This is a genomic window from Acinetobacter sp. BIGb0102 (assembly GCF_003815055.1).
In the GTDB taxonomy this organism is placed as follows: Bacteria; Pseudomonadota; Gammaproteobacteria; order Pseudomonadales; family Moraxellaceae; genus Acinetobacter; species Acinetobacter vivianii.
In genome coordinates this window covers 43,646-61,686 of the sequence record NZ_RKQE01000016.1, presented here as the reverse complement: position 1 = coordinate 61,686, position 18,041 = coordinate 43,646, and the positions used below count along the sequence as shown (strand labels likewise).

Below are 18,041 nucleotides of genomic sequence, written 5' to 3'. Positions count from 1 at the left end.
TATTCCTTATTTAGAATCACGGTTTGGGTGATTGCCGTTTAAGTCACCGCTGAGTAAGACGGCGTGTAGATCTGAACCAAATGAGCGGACATTGTCCATTACGGCTTTATTACGGCGAGTTAACCAGTTATAGCCCAGTACAGCAGGTACTGCGACCGCAAGACCAATTGCAGTCATAATCAATGCCTCACCCACAGGGCCAGCCACTTTATCAATTGACGCTTGGCCAGAAATGCCAATCGCAGTAAGGGCGTGATAAATTCCCCAAACCGTTCCGAATAAGCCGACAAATGGCGCTGTTGAACCAACCGTTGCAAGAAAGGCTAGGCCATTGCTGAGATGACTTTGCACCTTTTCAATGGCGCGCTGAATTGAAATGGTCACCCATGTATTGAAATCAATACGTTCTAATAAAGTGCCGTCATGGTGTTTGGTCGAGCGAATGCCTTTTTCTGCAATATAGCGATAGCTACTGTTTGCATTTAAGCTGTCGGCAGCACTATTCAAAGACTCAGCTTCCCAGAAGTTACGTTCAGCTTCAGTGGCATGACGTTTGATTTTACTTTGCTGAAAGACTTTAGACAGAATGATGTACCACGTGCCAATCGACATCAGTACCAAGATAAATAAAGTCGATTTTGCAACCAAATCACCCTCACGCCAGAGCGCTTCTAAACCATAAGGGTTATGTACTTTTTCAGCTGTTGCTGGTAATGGCGGTGGTGTCGGTGCCGCTTGGTTTGTAGCATCTGCACTGACGCTGGTTACTGCTGTGGTTTGCGTGGTTTCATCTGCCCACACTGTTGCAACTGGGAGTAAGGTGGTACCTGCGATGAGGCAAATTGCTGCGATTCGTGAAATATGTTTTGCTGTGTTTTTCATCTTTAAATTCTCCAAAAATTTGTTTATTCAATTCGTTTAATTAGGAAATCGTGAATGGATATTCGATTTCGTACCATTCTTGTTGTGGTACACCGTCTTTCATCGCTGCTTTAAAAGTACACAGGCTATAAGCTTTGATTGCTGCTTTATCTAAACTTTTACTGCCACTCGATTTTTTCACTTTTGAGTCAATCACCTTGCCAGAGGCATCGACCAATACTCGAATACGTACAGTGCCTTCTTCCTCATTCATCAAGGCTTCACGCGGATATTCAGGTTTTTGACAACCCGCTTCACCTTCGGAAACACCACGTGAAATCCCTGCGGGTTTGGCAGGAGCTGCAGGCGCGGCTGATGCGACAGGCGCTGCAACTGGACTCGGGCTTGGTGTTGCGGGGGCAGGCGTTGGTGTTGCAACTGCTGTTTGGGTCGGTTGCGCTGGTGCCGGTTTTTGCACAGGCATGGCTTTCTCCACCTGCTTTGGTGGATCTGGCATTTTTGCCACTTTCTCTACCATTTTCGGTGGCTCGGGTGGCTTTTCTTTTGGTTTTGGTTCCTCTGGTTTTGGAGGTGGTGGTGGTTTGATGTCCTGAATAATCTGTAGTTCTACAGGCCTATCGACAGGCTTGGTAAAGTCAGTCGATAAACTTGTCATCAGAATATAGGCGATAATGAGATGTAGAAATAACACCAGACCAATGCCAACCAGGCGTTTGGCAGGTTGATTTTCATTCTCAGAAAAGGGGATGCCCATAATTACTCCTGAAATTGTAATCATGGATTCATCGTCGTTTGGAGGAGGGGATCAATTAAAAAATTGATACTGACCGCGTTAATTTTTGATGAATCAGAGGATTACGGTGAACCACTACGACAGAGGGAACATCATGTCGTAGTGGCGAAACACATTAAAATTTATAAGTACCGCGAACAAAGTAGGTACGACCAGTAATGTCTGTGAAACGAGGATCGTAACCATACTGAAAGTTATCACCCACATTTGACGCCGCAGGCTCTGCATCAAAGATATTCTTAATCCCAGCTGTTAAGTCCAGATTTTTAAATCCTTTATAAGTTCCTGAAATGTTGTATAAGGTATAGTCACTTACACGATGGTGATCATATTTCTCATCACCTGTTGTATTTTGATCTTTATAGCCACGAGTAAACTGCTGTTGGAAATTCATAGCCCAGTTTTCATAGCTCCAGTTAAGGTTGGCAACATGTTTCCAGCGAATAGTCGGACCCGCATCACGATATTGTCCTAAGCTACTGAACCATTCACCATCCTTCTCGTTTTGGTAGTCATATTTGGTGACATAGGTTCCATCAATACCGAAACCAAAACGCCCTGTAGATGTTATTGGTGATAAGTAGTTCAAGCTGACATCAAAACCTTGGGTTTTTAAATCGCCCATGTTTTGCATGGTGGTAATGATGTAGTCAATTGAACCGTTTGCTTTACGGACAAATTTATCTTTATATTTTTCTGGAGAATTAAAGATAGTATTTGCATCTAAGGCTGAAATCTGGTTTTTGACTTCAATATTGTAATAATCAAGTGAAAAGACCAGATTTTTAACTGGCTCTAATACGAAACCTGCCGTGATTGATGTCGACTTTTCAGGTTCTAGATTTTTATTACCACCTTGCATACGATCAAACTGTTGCCCGCAGTCTTCAGTGGCTGTACCACCAGGAGCAACTTGGCCACCTGGACATAAGACTGGGTCATCATATTTTCCGCCTGTTAGTGTTCGGCTATTATTTTTGTTGATTTCATAGAGATTAGGTGCCCGAAAACCTGTACTGTAGGAGGTACGGAACATCAACTGTTTAATTGGCTCCCAGCGGAAGGCAACTTTAGGGTTGAAGGTATCGCCAAAATCACTGTAATTGTCGTAGCGGGCTGCTATCTGAGCTTCTAAGGTTTTGTGCAGTGGAATCTGTAGTTCGGTAAATGCTGAGGTAATATCGCGTTTGCCTTCCTGATGTGGATTAGTTGGATCTGTTCCGATACTTGGCAGCAGGGCAGCTAGGCTGGCATTTACATCTGAAGTCCAGTCATCATGACGGAAGCTAGCGCCAACAGCAAAGCCGACATCACCTGCAGGAAGGGTATAAATTGGACGGCTTGCAGTAAAATCGACTGTAGTCGATTCTATTTTTGCTTTATTTGTTTCACCAGAAAGTGCAAATGTATTCCAGATATTTGGGTTATCCCCAGTAGCTTGGGGGCCAAATGGATTGAGGATTCCTGCATTAAGTGCATCTTGGACGGTACCTTTATTGAGATAACCGCTTAATACTTCGTCTTTTGAGGTACTACGCGCATAGGTTAGACCTGTATTGATGTCCCAGCCATAAGCATCACCTTCAATACCAGCAAATACGCGATGTGATTCATTTTCAGATTGATTAACACGATTACCTGCTTGTGAGCGTAAAGACAGTGATAAGGGATCACCTGTTACACCATCAACAGCGGGAACGATTCCATTGCCTGGATAGTATTTACTATCTTTTCCGATCTGTACCTTGTTATTACCATTGTATACATCAGGTGCAATTGAAACCTTGACCTTGCTATTGGCATAGACATATTCACCAATCGCCGTGAAGTGGTCAGTGAGTTTAAAAGTTGCCCGACCTAAAACAGAAAGATCTTCTGTCTGCGGTACTACACCAATCAATGCTTGTGTATTGACTAAACACAAGTCATCTACAGCTTCGGTATATGGCATGTTATTACAGTTATTTGAGGCATATGGGTTTTTGCCATTAAAATTTGCAGGGAAAGTTGCTGAGCTACGCCCATCTACTCCTAATTCAGGAAGGTAAGCACCTCTTCTGCTGGTTTTGCGATCTTTTGCCATGATATCGTTGGCATGACGAAAATCGATAACACCAAAGATATTGAAGCCCTGTTCATCAAGATCGCCATAACCACCGAAAATAGAAATGTCTTGCTTATCGCCGCCTTGATGTTCAGGCTGGACTAAGCCGCCACTGATATTGAGTCCTGTGAATTGTTTCTTGGTGATAAAGTTAATTACGCCACCAATGGCATCTGTACCATAAATTGCAGAAGCACCGTCACGGACAATTTCAATACGTTCTAACATGGCGAGCGGAATGATATTTAGGTTGGTTACCCCGCTATCAAACGCATTGGCAGCCAAACGGCGGCCATTGAGTAAAATTAGGGTTTTATTATCACCTATACCTCGTAGATCGGCGGTTGAACCAGAAGTATTACTTGCCCCAACATTAAGTGCGGTGACAAAGCCAGACTGGTTTGCTGTAATTTTTGAAAGCGCTTCTTCTGTCGTGGTTACCCCTTGTTTCAGAATTTCGTCTACTTTGACAATTGTAATAGGCGAGGCGCTTTGTGCCGCAACGCCTTTGATCGAAGATCCTGTTACGGCGACCTTAACAACCTTGGTTGGTTTTTCCTCAGTGGTGGTTTCCGTATCGGCAGCATGTGCCATGGTCAGGCATAGCATACTTAAGCTCAATGTACTGAGTTTAAGCAGGGTTTTACCCGATTTTTGTGTGAAGTCTGGTGCAGCGAAGTTGGCTTTTTTCATTGTTTATTGAACCCCTAAATGGTTTGCCACTCTAAAATTAGATAAATCCGTTTTAGCAAGACCTGTGCCAAGCCCTATTTTTAGATTTCGCTTAATGTAGAATAAATTATGTAAAAGTGTTTTAGTTTTTATATATAAGCTTTTCATATTTTTACTAAATATTAAAAAACCAAAAAATAATGAAGAGAGTGGAAGGTTGTCATAAAGTTACAAAATGAATGTTCACAGATGATGCATTAAAATGAATCATAAAGTTTTATTTTTGCTTTTTTGTAGTGCAAATACTTTCCTATTTCAATAAAACATGTATTTTATTATTCTGATTTCATTGAAATGGGAAATAATATAAAAAAATATGATTTGGCATAAAGTTACTTTTATTTAAGATGCCTGAAAACCAGATTTGATTTAAATAAGTATTGGTTAAAAAGTAATCATGATTTTTTTATTTGAAAAGTGGCATGAAATTAGCAAGGTAATTTTCAGCTATGAAGCGTTTTTTCTTATGGTTTAATTTTTACAAATGGTAAATTTTTATTAAGTAAATGATTTTTTGATGAAAAATTTGGATTTGAATCGTGGCAAGAGAAACGGTAGTGGTGTTGAATGCTATGCAAAAGTCTAGTATTTATTAAAAAACGATGATGTGAGTATCGATTTGAAGTCTATTTTTTTTACGGTCACTGTTTTATCCAGCGTGATTGCATTCATGCCAAATGTTTATGCAAAAACACCTGCTCAAGCGGATAAAGTCCTTCGGGTTGCTTTTGAAGCACCAGATGATGGTTTTGACATGGTTAAAACTTTCAATTTTTATAGTGGGAATGTGGCGGATGTAATTTTTGAAAGGCTTGTGCAATATGATTATCTGGCAAATCCAGTTAAACTGATCCCTGCAACAGCGAAAAAAATGCCGACTATTGAAAAAAATGGGCAAGTCTATATCTTTAAAATAAAATCAGGGATTTATTTTACGGATGATCCTGCATTTAAAGGCAAGCGCAGGGAGCTGGTAGCCGAAGATTATGTTTATTCCATTAAACGTATTTTAGATCCTAAAAATCATGCCTCATCATTTTCTTTTATTGATAATAAAATTGTGGGTGCCAATGCACTGGTCGAACAAGCCAAGAAAACTGGAAAGTTTAATTATGATGCCAAGATAGAAGGTCTTAAAGCATTAGATAAATATACGATTCAATTCACATTAACTCAACCTGATTATAACTTTCCTTATATTCTTGCTTATAGTTCATTTGGTGCAGTTGCACGTGAAGTTGTTGAATATTATAAAGATCGTCTTGCGATGCATCCTGTGGGTACGGGGCCTTATATGCTAAGTAAATATGTACCTCGCAGTAAAATTGAGTTGGTGGCCAATCCTGATTATCGAGGCTTTGTCTGGAATTTCAAATCCTCGGGTACGGAATGGGACAATCAACTGGTCAGGGAAATGAGCGGCAAGCAAATGCCGCAAATTGGCAAGGTCAATATCAGCATTATCGAAGAAGAACAGTCTCGCTGGTTAGCATTTCAATCCAAGCAACTTGATTTTGATAAAGTCACAGAAAATGCCATCCCCAAAGTTCTGGATCAAAATAACCAGTTAAAACCGGCGATGCAGAAACAGGGCATTCGTCTCTATGCCAATAAAGAGGCTGAGATTACCTATTCTATGTTGAATATGCGTGATCCAGTGGTGGGCGGAAACAGTCTGGATAAAGTGGCATTAAGACGCGCCATCGCGCTGTCTTTTAATGTGAATGAATATATTCGCATACTACGCAAGGGACAAGCGGTGAAAGCAGAAATGCTGGTGCCAGAAGGCGTGAGTGGGCACAATCCAAATTACCGCAGTAGCATTGCTTACAATCCTGTATTAGCCAATAAACTGCTAGATCATTTTGGTTATAAAAAAGGCGCAGATGGCTATCGCAATCTTCCAAATGGAAAGCCGCTGACGTTAAAAATCAATACGGAAACTGGTTCGGCAAAAGTGATGTATTCGGAACTCTGGAAAAAAAGTCTGGATGCAATTGGAATACGTTCTGATTTTAAAGTCAGTAATTTTGCGGATAACTTAAAAGCTTCATCACAGTGTAAATACATGATGTGGAGCGGTGCATGGCATGCTGATTACCCAGAGGGGGAAAACTTCACTCAATTACTCTATGGGCCAAATGTTGGACGTGGCAATCAGTCCTGCTATCAATCTGTCGCTTATGACAATTTATATAAGCAGGCGATGCAGCAACCACCTGAAAAACGCATGCCATTCTATGAAAAAATGAGTCGTCAAATTGAAGCAGACAATATCTGGATCTTGCAGGATACCCGTATTCGCAACTGGTTGATTCAGCCAGAAGTGCTGGGATTCAAGGCTCATCCTATTATGAATAGCAATTGGCAATATCTGGATATTGCTGAACCAAATCAAAAATAAGTGATGTATACCTGATGAAGCAAAATTTTAAACTTTCTATATCACGTATGGGGTTGGCACTGTTAGTGGGGACAACATTTGCGAGTGCATTCAGTACAGCAATCGCTAAGAGCCCAGCAGATCCCAAAAAAGTATTACGTTATGCCTTTCCTGTTGCGGAAACAGGTTTTGATCCTGTAGCTGTACAAGACCTTTATTCTGCTCATATTTTATATTCAGTCTTTGAAACGCTCTATACCTATGATTATTTAGCATCCCCAGCAAAACTGGTTCCCAATACTGCAGTTGCTTTACCTGAGGTGAGTGCAGATGGTCTGACCTATACCATCCGACTGAAGAAAGGGATTTATTTTGCTTCTGATCCTGTGTTTAAAGGCAAGCGCAGAGAGTTGACGGCGGCAGACTATGCCTATTCCTATAAGCGGTTACTTGATCCGAATTTACGTTCGCCGAATAGTTGGTTATTCGAAGATAAAATTGACGGGATGGATGCCTTAATTCAACAGGCCAGTAAATCGGGAAAATTTAATTATGATCAACCAGTCAGTGGCATCCAGACACCTGATCGTTATACCTTGGTGATTCGCTTAAAAGCGCCGAATCATAATTTCCCTATGCTGCTTGCCCATCAACCGACAGGGGCAGTAGCACGAGAAGTGATTGAGCATTATCGGGATAAAACAACAGGCTATGCGATGGCGCATCCTGTTGGAACAGGTCCTTATGTGCTGGCACATTGGACGCCAGGTTCACGGATTATCCTAAAGGCGAATCCTGATTATCGTGGTTTTACCTGGAATTTTAAAGCAAGCAGTCCAGATGAGCAGAAAATCGTCCAGCAGATGCAAGGCAAAAAAATGCCACAGATCGGTGTGATTGATATTCGAGTTATTGAAGAATCACAATCAGGATGGTTAGCTTTTCAGAAAGATGGACTGGATTTATTTACGCTGGATGGTGAATTACCAGCACAAGCCATACAACAAGATGGAAGTTTAAAACCCGAGTTAGCCAAAAAGGGCGTTCAATTGTCACGTATCCCAGATCCGTCGATTGATTATTTATACTGGAATATCCAGAATCCTGTTGTCGGTGGTTTTGGTAAAGATAAAATTGCATTACGCCGTGCCATGTCTATGGCGATTTCCAAAGAAAAATTTATCAGCATTTTAGCCAAGGGCAATGCCAAAAAGCTGGAGTCTCCGATCCCTTATGGGGTTGCGGGGCATGACCCTGATTATAAAAGCAGTGTGCCTTATTCTGTGAAGGCAGCCAATCTGTTACTGGATCGTTATAACTATAAAGTTGGTGCAGATGGATGGCGAAGATTTCCTGATGGCAAGCCGCTGGTGATTGAGTTTATGCCTTCTACCAGCAGTGCCCGTAGTATGCAAATGGCTGAGCTACTCAAGAAGGATTTGGGCAATATCAAAATTAATATGGTGTCCAAGCCAGTGCCTTTTGCGGAAGGTTTAAAGGCTGAAAAACAATGTAAGACCATGTTCAAAGCCTCAGCGTGGATTGCTGATTATCCTGATGCCGATAATTTTATGCAGTTGTTCTACGGCAATAATATTCATGCAACCAATCATACCTGCTTTAAATTACCAGAATATGACCGTTTATATGAACAAACACTCAGACTTGATGATGGGCCTGAGCGCGATATGCTGTATCGCAAAATGTCACGTCTTTTAGAGTTTTACTCACCCGTACAATTCATGTCGACCCGTTACCGAACTGTGGTCGCACAGCCTCGTGTGCTGGGCTATAAAAAGCATCCTATCTTGCCAGCAGAGTGGATGTACATTGATATTCAAGACAAGAAATAACGAACAAATCAAATTGGAGAGAAAAAATGGCGAAAAAAATATTGCAATTGTCGAGTCTGGCTTTGTTATCCATGACAACTGTAGGGATGAGCCAGAGTATCTGGGCTGAAAGAACCACCTTACCTATTTTAAAAACAGCAGCTAGCGCTCAATGGTGTGATGCGAACTTAGAAAAATTACAACAGCGTATTGCTCAACTCGAAACACAATCTGTGAAGCCACAGTCTGCGGCTGGGCCAGTATTGGCTGAGTGGGATCAACTGATGGCAACGTTTGAAGATTTTGCAGGTCCGATCAGCTTATATAGCAATGTTGATCCAGATGCGAAATTGCGTAAAGCTGCCGAAGACTGTGAAGTGAAATTGAACCAGCTACAAACAGAAATCTATCAGAATCCAAAGCTGTATCAACGAATTAAAAATACCAAGGCAGCAGATGCAATTGATCGCAAATATCGTCAGGACATCCTCGATACTTTTGAAGATACCGGTGTGCAATTAGCGCCTGAAAAGAGAACTCGGGTTAAAAATATTTTTGATGAATTGACGAAACTTTCGCAAGAATTCTCCCGCAATATTCGTGATAATCCTGAAAAACTCGAGTTTACTCCAGCGGAACTGAAGGGCTTGCCAGATAGTTACATTGCAGGTTTAAAGAAAAATGACAAAGGCAATTATTTATTAGGCTTTGAGTATCCTGAGTACCAACCTTTCATGGAGCTGGCAGACAGTGATGATGCACGCAAGCGTTATCAAACCGCCTTTACCCGTCGTGGCACAGAAAAGAATCTCGTTTTACTCAAGCAGATTATTGATTTACGTTATGAACTTGCACAGTTATTTGGGCAGCCAAGTTATGCCGATTTAGCATTAAAAAAACGTATGGCGAAAACGCCACAAGCAGTGAATAACTTTCTCGCTGATGTGCATAAAGTTGTGGCGCCTTTAGAGCAAAAAGAAGTTGAAGAACTACGAATTTTTAAAGCCAAAACCTTAAACACGCCGATTGAAAAAACAGAAATTAATCGCTGGAATGTGAATTACTGGAGCGAAAAGTTACGTAAACAGAAATACCAGATTGATCAGGAAAAGCTTCGTGATTATTTCCCGACGCTTGCGGCTCAGAAGTGGTTATTTGCAATTTCTTCTGACTTATACAGCATCGAATTCAAGCCTGCCAAAGTCGATACATGGCAAGATGAAGTTGAATATTATGATGTAACGGATAAGAAAACAGGTGAAGTGCTGGGCGGCCTGTATATGGATAAATTTCCGCGTGAAGGCAAATACGGTCATGCGGCTGTATGGGGCGTATATGGCGGCAGTACCTTAAGCAAGCGTAAACCGATTTCGGTGCTGGTCACTAATTTTAACCGCAAAGGGCTAAATAGCGATGAATTAGAAACCTTTGTCCATGAGTTCGGCCATGCGTTGCACGGCATTTTATCGAAAACCCGCTATTCAGGTCAGTCAGGTACTTCAGTAGAGCGTGATTTTGTTGAAGCACCTTCACAAATGTATGAAGAATGGGCTCGCCGTAAAGAAACATTATCGAAAGTTGCTGACTATTGTGATCCTGCTTGTCCGCGGGTCGATGATGCACTGATCGCACGTCTGAAATCGGTACACAATTATGGACGCGGTATGCGTTATGCACGTCAAACCCTGTATGCACAATATGACATGGCTTTACATGGCACAGATGCCTTAAAAGTACAGCCGATGGATGTCTGGAAAAAAATGGAATCGGCAACGGCATTGGGCTATGTGCCAAGCTCAGAATTTCCAGGCCAGTTTGGGCATTTAATGGGGTATCAGGCGGGTTACTATGGCTATATGTGGTCTGAAGTACTGGCGCTGGATATGTTGTCGGCATTTGGAGATAACCTGAATAATCCAGCAGTCGGCCAACGCTATCGCCAAGCCATTCTTTCACAGGGCAGCCAAAAGAGCGCTGCGCAACTGGTCAAGGACTTCTTGGGCAGAGAACCAGATAACAAAGCCTTCTTTAGTGAAATTACAGGTCAACGGGTCAAATAAGGATTTGCCATTATGCTTGCTTATGTCGTGCGTAGACTATGGCAAATGATCCCGACCATGTTGGGTGTTATTTTGCTGATTTTCTTTTTATTTAACTGGGTGGGGGGCGACCCTGCATATATTCTGGCAGGGAAGATGTCTAACCCAGAGCAAATTGAAAACATCCGTAAACAGTTAGGCGTAGATCAACCTTACTACGTGCAGTTGTGGATTTTTATTAAACAGATTCTGACCTTTGATTATGGTGTGAGTTGGAGTACTGGTGAATCGGTCTCACAGATTATTCTGACCCGTTTAGGGCCATCGCTGACGTTATTGATCCCGCTGACCATTTTACAGACTGTGATTTCAATCATATTGGCTTTAGCGGTCGCTTCGGTACGTGGCTCACTGACAGATCGTATGGTTATGATGCTGTGCACCATTGGAATGTCAATCAGTATTCTGGTTTATATCATTGTCTTTCAATATGTGCTGGCGTACCAACTGAGCTGGTTTCCCGTTCAGGGCTGGAGCGATAATTTTAGTGAAAACCTAACCCAGTACGCATTATTGCCGATTCTAATTATGCTGGTGGTGAGTATTGCGCCGACTTTACGTCTGTATCGTAGTTTTGTGCTGGATGAAATTAATCAGGATTATGTGCGTACTGCCCGTGCCAAAGGTGTAGGCGAGTCGCGCGTACTGGGTGTGCATGTGCTCCGTAACGCGTCCATTCCGATTGTGACTGAAGTCATGGCAAGTTTGCCCGCCTTATTAATTGGTGCATTCTTGATTGAGCGTTTTTTCGGGATTCCGGGGATCGGGCGAGAAATTATTATTGCAGTAGAGCGTAGTGATTTTCCTGTGATCAAAGCGATTACCGTTTATATCGCCGCAATGACCATGATTTTTAACCTGATCGCCGATCTGATTTATAAGCTCCTCGATCCTCGTGTTCAGTTGAAGTAGAGGGGATGACAATGCTCAGTACAATTTTTAAAAGCAAAGCATCTTCTGATGAATCCACTGCTGCGACAGGATTATGGCAATTGGCATTAAAGCGACTGAAATCAGATCGTATTGCGGTGGTTTCATTTATTGTGGTGCTGTTTTATTTCATCCTGCTGGCTTTGTCCATGACAGGTGTAATTGCATCAAACTGGAATAAGGAAGTTGCGGTCAGTTATGCGCCACCGACTTTTTTGGGGGCAGATGCGGATTCTTCCCATGTGAAAGAAGCGGCGAAAAGCACAGAAAGCTTGCCTGAAAATCCAGTTGATCCCTTGAAAGATGTGATCCAGCAATTGAATGCCGAGATCCAGAGTGAGCAGCAAAGTGGTTACATCGATGATTACGGTATGGTTGACCCGTTAGCTGAGGATATGAAGCAAATCAATCAGCAACTGGGTGGAAATTTGCTGGAACAAAAACAGGAATTAAAAAGTACCTTGCCTTTTGGTGCCGATAAATGGGGGCAAGATATCTTGCTGAAAACCATTAAAGGGGCTGAAACGTCGATTCTAGTTGGCTTGTTGTCGGCAGTATTGGCTGTGATGATTGGTACTTTTCTGGGGGCGATTGCAGGTTATTTCGGTGGTTGGGTCGATGATGTCCTGAACTGGTTTTACAACATCTTCACCTCGATTCCTTATTTGTTACTGGTGTTGGCGATTGCGGCTGTACTCCAGCAAAAAGGCATTTTGTCGATTGTTCTCATTCTCGGTTTGACTGGCTGGACGGGGGTATTCCGTTTGATCCGTGCCGAATATATGAAGCACAAATCGCGCGAATATGTGCTTGCAGCAAAAGCCATTGGTGTCAGTCATTTACGCCGTATGTTTGTGCATATTTTTCCCAATGTGAGTCATATTGCCTTGGTGCAGATTTCAATTCTGGTGGTGTCTTTTATCAAATCGGAAGTGATTCTGAGCTTCCTTGGTTTTGGTGTGCCAGTTGGTGTGGTGTCTTGGGGCAGTATGCTGAATGAAGCGCAAAGTGAACTGATTTTGGGGAAATGGTGGCAACTGGCAGCCGCTTCAATTGCAATGGCTGTGTTGGTCACCGCATTCTCGATGTTCACCGATGCATTGCGTGATGCTTTAGATCCTAAACTGAAATAGCGGAGAGCGAAAATATGCAATATCAGAATGAACTACCGCTATTACAGGTTGAAAATCTTCAAGTCAGCTTTAAAGGTGAAAATAAACAGTGGATTGAAACCGTAAAAGGAATTTCATTTTCGATTCCTAAAAATAAAACGGTGGCTTTGGTCGGTGAGTCTGGCAGCGGTAAATCCGTAACTTCACTGGCGGTGATGGGCTTATTGCCAAAAGGTCAGAGCCAAATTGCAGCACAAAGCAAAATCAAATTTGAAGGCAAGGATTTACTGCATTTATCGGCAGGTGAAATTCGCAAGATTTGTGGTAAAGAGATTGCCATGATTTTTCAGGAACCGATGTCATCGTTGAACCCTGTATTTACCGTGGGCGATCAGATTGCTGAAGTGCTACGTATTCATCTGGATATGGGACGGAAGGAAGCGAGAGTGCGGGTACTGGAATTGCTGCGAGAAGTCGGCATTCCTGCACCTGAAACCAAAATAGATGCTTATCCAAGCCAGCTTTCTGGCGGGCAGCAGCAACGGGTCATGATTGCGATGGCGATTGCCTGTGAACCAAAGTTGCTGATTGCCGATGAGCCAACCACGGCCTTGGATGTCACCATTCAAAAACAGATCATTGATTTGCTGGAATCGTTACGACAACGTCACCAGATGTCGATGTTGTTTATTACCCATGATCTCGCACTGGTCGGGGAAATTGCCGATGAAGTGATTGTTATGCGTCACGGGGAAATTCGTGAATGTGGCCCTGTCGAGCAAGTGCTGGAACGGCCACAGGATGTCTATACCAAAGCCTTGCTACATTGTCGTCCGCAGCTTGCTTCACGACCTTACCGTTTACCTGTGACCAGTGATTTTATGAAGCAGGAAAATGGACAATGGGTGGAAGTGAGTCAGTTATCTGATTTGAATCTCAAGCAGCGTTCTCGTGGTCTGAAAGGTGATGAACAGATTATTTTAGAGGTTAAAGATCTCAAGAAATCTTTTTATAGTCGTAAAGGTTTATGGGGGAGAGATGAATTTCAGGCTGTGAAAGGTGTGTCCTTCCAATTGGCAAAAGGTAAAACTTTGGGATTGGTGGGAGAGTCGGGTTCAGGAAAAACCACCATCGGTTTACTGCTGATGCGTTTGCATGAAGCAACGGGTGGGCAGGCCTTGATTGGCGGAAAGGATATTCTTGCCATGAGTGAGAAAGAGTTTTGTCAGTACCAACGTAAGATTCAGATCATTTTCCAGAATCCTTATGCATCCCTCAATCCACGCTTTACCATCGGACAGATTTTGTTAGAACCGATGCGAATTCATGGCATTGGGCAAAATGATGCTGAGCGTAAGAAAATAGCGCTGGAATTGTTAGAACGTGTCAGTTTGCCTGTGCAAGCCTATGATCGTTATCCGCATGAGTTTTCTGGTGGACAACGACAACGCATCGCAATTGCACGTTGCTTAACCCTAAAGCCTGAAATTTTGATTTGTGATGAATCGGTCTCTGCGCTGGATGTATCCGTGCAGGCACAGGTACTGAATTTATTGCAAGATTTGCAGGATGAATTTGGGTTGAGCTATATCTTTATTTCACATGATTTATCCGTGGTGAAATATATTTCAGATCAGGTGATGGTGATGAATCATGGCGAACTGGTTGAAATTGCCAATTCTGATGAACTGTATTTGCATCCACAACATGAATATACCAAGAAGTTGCTGAATGCCATTCCACAAGGGATCGTCCATCATTAAACTAAAGTCATAAAAAAACGCTCTAATCAGAGCGTTTTTTTATTTCAGACCAAAGGATTAAAACTTTTTAAAGCCTTTGTTGAAACCAATGGTTTTACGACCATTGTTATTGTTGCTATTAGCGCCAGAACGTTGCTGTGACTGATCTTGTTCATCATCACGGCGTTGTTGACGTAAATAACCACCACGACGTGCAGCCAATGGTTTCTCAGCCATTTTTTCAGTACGACGTTTTGCCATACCAAACAAGCCAGTACCTTGACGTGGTTTTAATTCAACTGATTTCGCAAGGTTGTCGATGTCGGTTTTATCCAGTTCCATCCAACGGCCTGTACGTAATTCACGCGGTAAAATCACGGTACCGTAACGGGTACGTAACAAGCGGCTGACTTTGAGGCTTTGTGATTCAAAGATACGACGTACTTCGCGGTTACGACCTTCTTTTACCACAACTTGATACCAACGGTTGATCCCGTCACCACCAATTTCAGAGAATGATTCAAATTTCGCTGGGCCATCTTCAAGCTCAACACCTTTCAGCATGTTGTTGCGAATTTGTGGTGTAACTTCACCCATCACGCGAACGGCATATTCACGTTCTACTTCGTTTGATGGGTGCATTAAACGGTTTGCAAGTTCACCATCATTTGTGAATAACAATAAACCAGTACTGTTAATATCCAGACGACCAACCATGACCCAGCGGTCATTGGCAATTTGAGGTAAATGATCAAATACAGTTGGACGTTTTTCAGGGTCATTGCGCGAGCAAATTTCACCTTCTGGCTTATAGTAAATTAAAACGCGACGACGAATTTCGTCTTCAATTTGGAATTGTACTTTACGACCATCGATACGAAGTTCATCAGTGGGTTCGATACGTTCACCAACTTGGGCAATACGACCATTGATGCTGACACGACCAGCAGCAATGACTTCTTCCATATAGCGACGCGAGCCTAACCCGACTCTCGCTAAAACCTTTTGTAATTTTTCACTCATGACAGCACAACCTTAGACATAATGATCAACAGTTCACCTTCTCAAGACTTCGGCGCATGTGCATCGAGAGCCATGAATGCTTCCTTGGCGTTCTGCAGGGGAGGCAATTGACCTAGCGAAGCTAAGCCAAAAGCATTTAAAAACTGGGGTGTTGTAATCAACAACGCAGGTCTTCCGGGTAAATCTCTGAAACCGGCTTCTTTAATCCAGTTCCAGTCAAAAAGTGTTCTTAAAATCTGGCTATTATTAGATACACCACGAATCTGCTCAATATCGGCACGTGTGACAGGTTGATGATAAGCAATCACTGCGACAGTTTCGAGTAAAGAGGGGGATAATTTGGTTGGGCGTTCTGGCCAGACCTGCGCAATGATATTGCGATATTTCGCACGTACCTGAAAACGAAAGCCTTGTGCCGTTTCAATTAATTCAATTGAACGACCATGCTGCAACATTGCCAGTTGCTGCACAAATGTACGTAATTGCTGCTTATTATATTGGTTTTGAAACGCTTCTTTTAGACGGGCAATTGAGACTGGTGAGTCACTGGCGAACAGAATAGCTTCAATTTGCAATAAAACATCATGATGAATGTCTTCAAGTGACATACTTTCACTTTGTTCTAACTGATCTAGGCTCATGCGGCAACTCCTTGAATGGTCAACGGAGCTTCAATTCCTGTATGAATAATCTGGATTTTTTGCTGACGTGTAAGTTCAAGTACTGCCATAAACGTAACCACCATCCCCATACGACCTTGCTTGGGATTTAATAATTCAATAAAACTCAAGGCTTCACCTAACGCGAGCTGACTTTCAATAAAGGCGATACGTTCTTCTAGCAATACCGGTTCCTGCGCGACCACATGCGTGATCGGTTCAGGACGGTTAAACACACAAAATAAGGCATCATGTAAGGCAGCTACATCATAGCCTTCATAAATCGGCGCAATATGTCCAATACTGACATTAGCACTAAAGGTATCACGCTCGAAGATTGGCATTTGCCCCAATCGTTCGGCGGCCTGTTTAATGCGTAAATACGTTTCCAAACGGTCAATCAATTCTTGTTTTGGATCTTTTTCAAATTGATCAACAGCAGTCGGTTTCGGTAATAACAAGCGTGATTTTAGATCAGCCAAAAGCGCGGCCATCACCATATAATCAGCCGTTAGTTCGATATTCAAGGACTTCATACTGTCCATATAAGACAGATATTGGGTTGCAATCGGTGAAATATCGACTTGTAATAAATCAAAACCATTTTTTTGAATCAGGTAAATCAGAAAATCCAGAGGACCTTCAAATTGTTCCAGTAAAATTTCAAACGCGGCAGGCGGGATATACAAATCTTCAGGTATGACTTCTTGCCACTCGTCAAGCACGCGAATGGAAGGAGTGGACTCCAAAGGAGAGGGGAGAATTTGGTTCATTACCGTTATAAGCCACGCGAATTTTCAAAAGCATGAAAAGATATAATTTTTGTGCAAGAAAGGGCACATGCTACCAAGAGCACGCCTATTCTAATCGAAATCCCCAATTTAATAAATTGCTGACTTACAAAAACCTTAAACTTCTCAGGGTATTTTCTATATTTATACGTGATCATCTAGGTCATGTAATAAAGTTATGCTTAAATGAGCAGCGAAAATCATGATTTCAGCTCAATTATAAATCGCTATGAAACAATATTTAAAAACACAACAGAACCCGTTTGGACAAAGTGTTGGCCTTGATGTTGATCACCAGCCATGTTCACTTATTCAGCAAGATCTCGTGGGCCAATACGTTAAACTGATTCGTATTACAGGTGAAATTTCCGATCAGACCGCAAATGATATCTGGCATGCCGTAGAGACCGAGCCTGATGCATCATGCTGGACCTATTTACCTTATGCTGCGCCCCAGAGCAGAGATCAATTAAAACAAACTTTAGAACAACGATTTGGCTTTCAGGGTGTTACACATTTTCTGATTGAAGTGGATGGTGAAGTTCAAGGCTGGATTGCACTCTTACAACCAAGACTGGAACACGGTGCGATTGAAATCGGCAATGTCTATTACTCGCATAAGATGAAAAAATCAAAAGCGTCGACTGAAACGATATTTCTACTTTTACAACAATGTTTTAAGCAGGGCTATAGACGGGTAGAGTGGAAATGTGATGACTGTAATGCACCCTCTAAAGCAGCCGCTTTACGCTTTGGTTTTCAATATGAAGGATTATTCCGCCATGATCGGGTTAGCAAAGGCCGTAACCGCAATACGGCATGGTTTTCAATCATTGATGAAGAATGGCCTGCACTAGAACAGAGTTATCTCCAGTGGTTAAATCCTGAAAATTTTGATGCACAAGGATTCCAGAAACAGCGTTTATCAGATTTTTTTGAAATCTGAATTTGATCATTGG

Annotated in this window: 13 protein-coding genes; 7 read left to right on the top strand and 6 right to left on the bottom strand. The window is 42.3% G+C overall.

The window, feature by feature from the left end; genetic code table 11:
- Positions 1-6: 6 nt before the first annotated feature.
- The 3 genes from EC846_RS15940 to EC846_RS15930 all read right to left on the bottom strand — a co-directional run bounded on the left by EC846_RS15940 (position 7) and on the right by EC846_RS15930 (position 4,472).
- On the bottom strand, positions 7-882 hold the full coding sequence (locus EC846_RS15940) for a MotA/TolQ/ExbB proton channel family protein (protein WP_123775737.1): 876 nt from the start codon (positions 880-882) through the stop codon (positions 7-9).
- A 40-nt stretch (positions 883-922) separates the two neighbouring features.
- Complete coding sequence (locus EC846_RS15935) at positions 923-1,636, bottom strand: energy transducer TonB (protein WP_123775736.1); 714 nt, start codon at positions 1,634-1,636, stop codon at positions 923-925.
- A gap of 154 nt (positions 1,637-1,790) precedes the next feature.
- A complete protein-coding gene (locus EC846_RS15930) occupies positions 1,791-4,472 on the bottom strand; it encodes a TonB-dependent receptor (protein ID WP_123775735.1) in 2,682 nt (893 codons plus the stop codon).
- Between the two features lie 658 nt (positions 4,473-5,130).
- Here EC846_RS15930 and EC846_RS15925 point away from each other — a divergent pair.
- The 6 genes from EC846_RS15925 to EC846_RS15900 are packed head-to-tail and all read left to right on the top strand — an operon-like array spanning position 5,131 to position 14,630.
- On the top strand, positions 5,131-6,915 hold the full coding sequence (locus tag EC846_RS15925) for an ABC transporter substrate-binding protein (protein WP_123775734.1): 1,785 nt from the start codon (positions 5,131-5,133) through the stop codon (positions 6,913-6,915).
- 14 nt (positions 6,916-6,929) lie between these two features.
- A complete protein-coding gene (locus tag EC846_RS15920) occupies positions 6,930-8,747 on the top strand; it encodes an ABC transporter substrate-binding protein (protein WP_123775733.1) in 1,818 nt (605 codons plus the stop codon).
- A gap of 26 nt (positions 8,748-8,773) precedes the next feature.
- Complete coding sequence (locus EC846_RS15915; protein ID WP_123775732.1) at positions 8,774-10,786, top strand: M3 family metallopeptidase; 2,013 nt, start codon at positions 8,774-8,776, stop codon at positions 10,784-10,786.
- A 12-nt stretch (positions 10,787-10,798) separates the two neighbouring features.
- Entirely contained in the window at positions 10,799-11,737 is a 939-nt protein-coding gene (locus tag EC846_RS15910) for an ABC transporter permease (protein ID WP_004770877.1), read from the top strand.
- 11 nt (positions 11,738-11,748) lie between these two features.
- Positions 11,749-12,888 (top strand): ABC transporter permease, encoded by a 1,140-nt coding sequence (locus EC846_RS15905; RefSeq protein WP_123775731.1) that lies wholly within the window; start codon positions 11,749-11,751, stop codon positions 12,886-12,888.
- A 14-nt stretch (positions 12,889-12,902) separates the two neighbouring features.
- Complete coding sequence (locus tag EC846_RS15900) at positions 12,903-14,630, top strand: ABC transporter ATP-binding protein (protein ID WP_069577263.1); 1,728 nt, start codon at positions 12,903-12,905, stop codon at positions 14,628-14,630.
- Positions 14,631-14,687: 57 nt separating this feature from the next.
- On the opposite strand, the gene rluB is transcribed toward EC846_RS15900, so the two are convergent.
- From rluB to EC846_RS15885, 3 genes are read right to left on the bottom strand one after another with little or no spacing between them, the layout of a single operon-like run.
- Entirely contained in the window at positions 14,688-15,632 is a 945-nt protein-coding gene (gene rluB / locus EC846_RS15895; protein WP_005256310.1) for a 23S rRNA pseudouridine(2605) synthase RluB, read from the bottom strand.
- Between the two features lie 41 nt (positions 15,633-15,673).
- Positions 15,674-16,273 carry an SMC-Scp complex subunit ScpB gene (gene scpB / locus EC846_RS15890; RefSeq protein ID WP_004770881.1) on the bottom strand — a complete coding sequence of 200 codons (600 nt, stop codon included), beginning with the start codon at positions 16,271-16,273 and terminating at the stop codon, positions 15,674-15,676.
- Positions 16,270-17,064 carry a segregation and condensation protein A gene (locus EC846_RS15885; protein WP_004770882.1) on the bottom strand — a complete coding sequence of 265 codons (795 nt, stop codon included), beginning with the start codon at positions 17,062-17,064 and terminating at the stop codon, positions 16,270-16,272. The genes scpB and EC846_RS15885 overlap by 4 nt, the downstream gene beginning before the upstream one ends.
- A 247-nt stretch (positions 17,065-17,311) precedes the next feature.
- On the opposite strand from EC846_RS15885, the gene EC846_RS15880 reads away from it, so the two are divergent.
- Complete coding sequence (locus EC846_RS15880; protein ID WP_123775730.1) at positions 17,312-18,028, top strand: GNAT family N-acetyltransferase; 717 nt, start codon at positions 17,312-17,314, stop codon at positions 18,026-18,028.
- Positions 18,029-18,041: the final 13 nt, after the last annotated feature.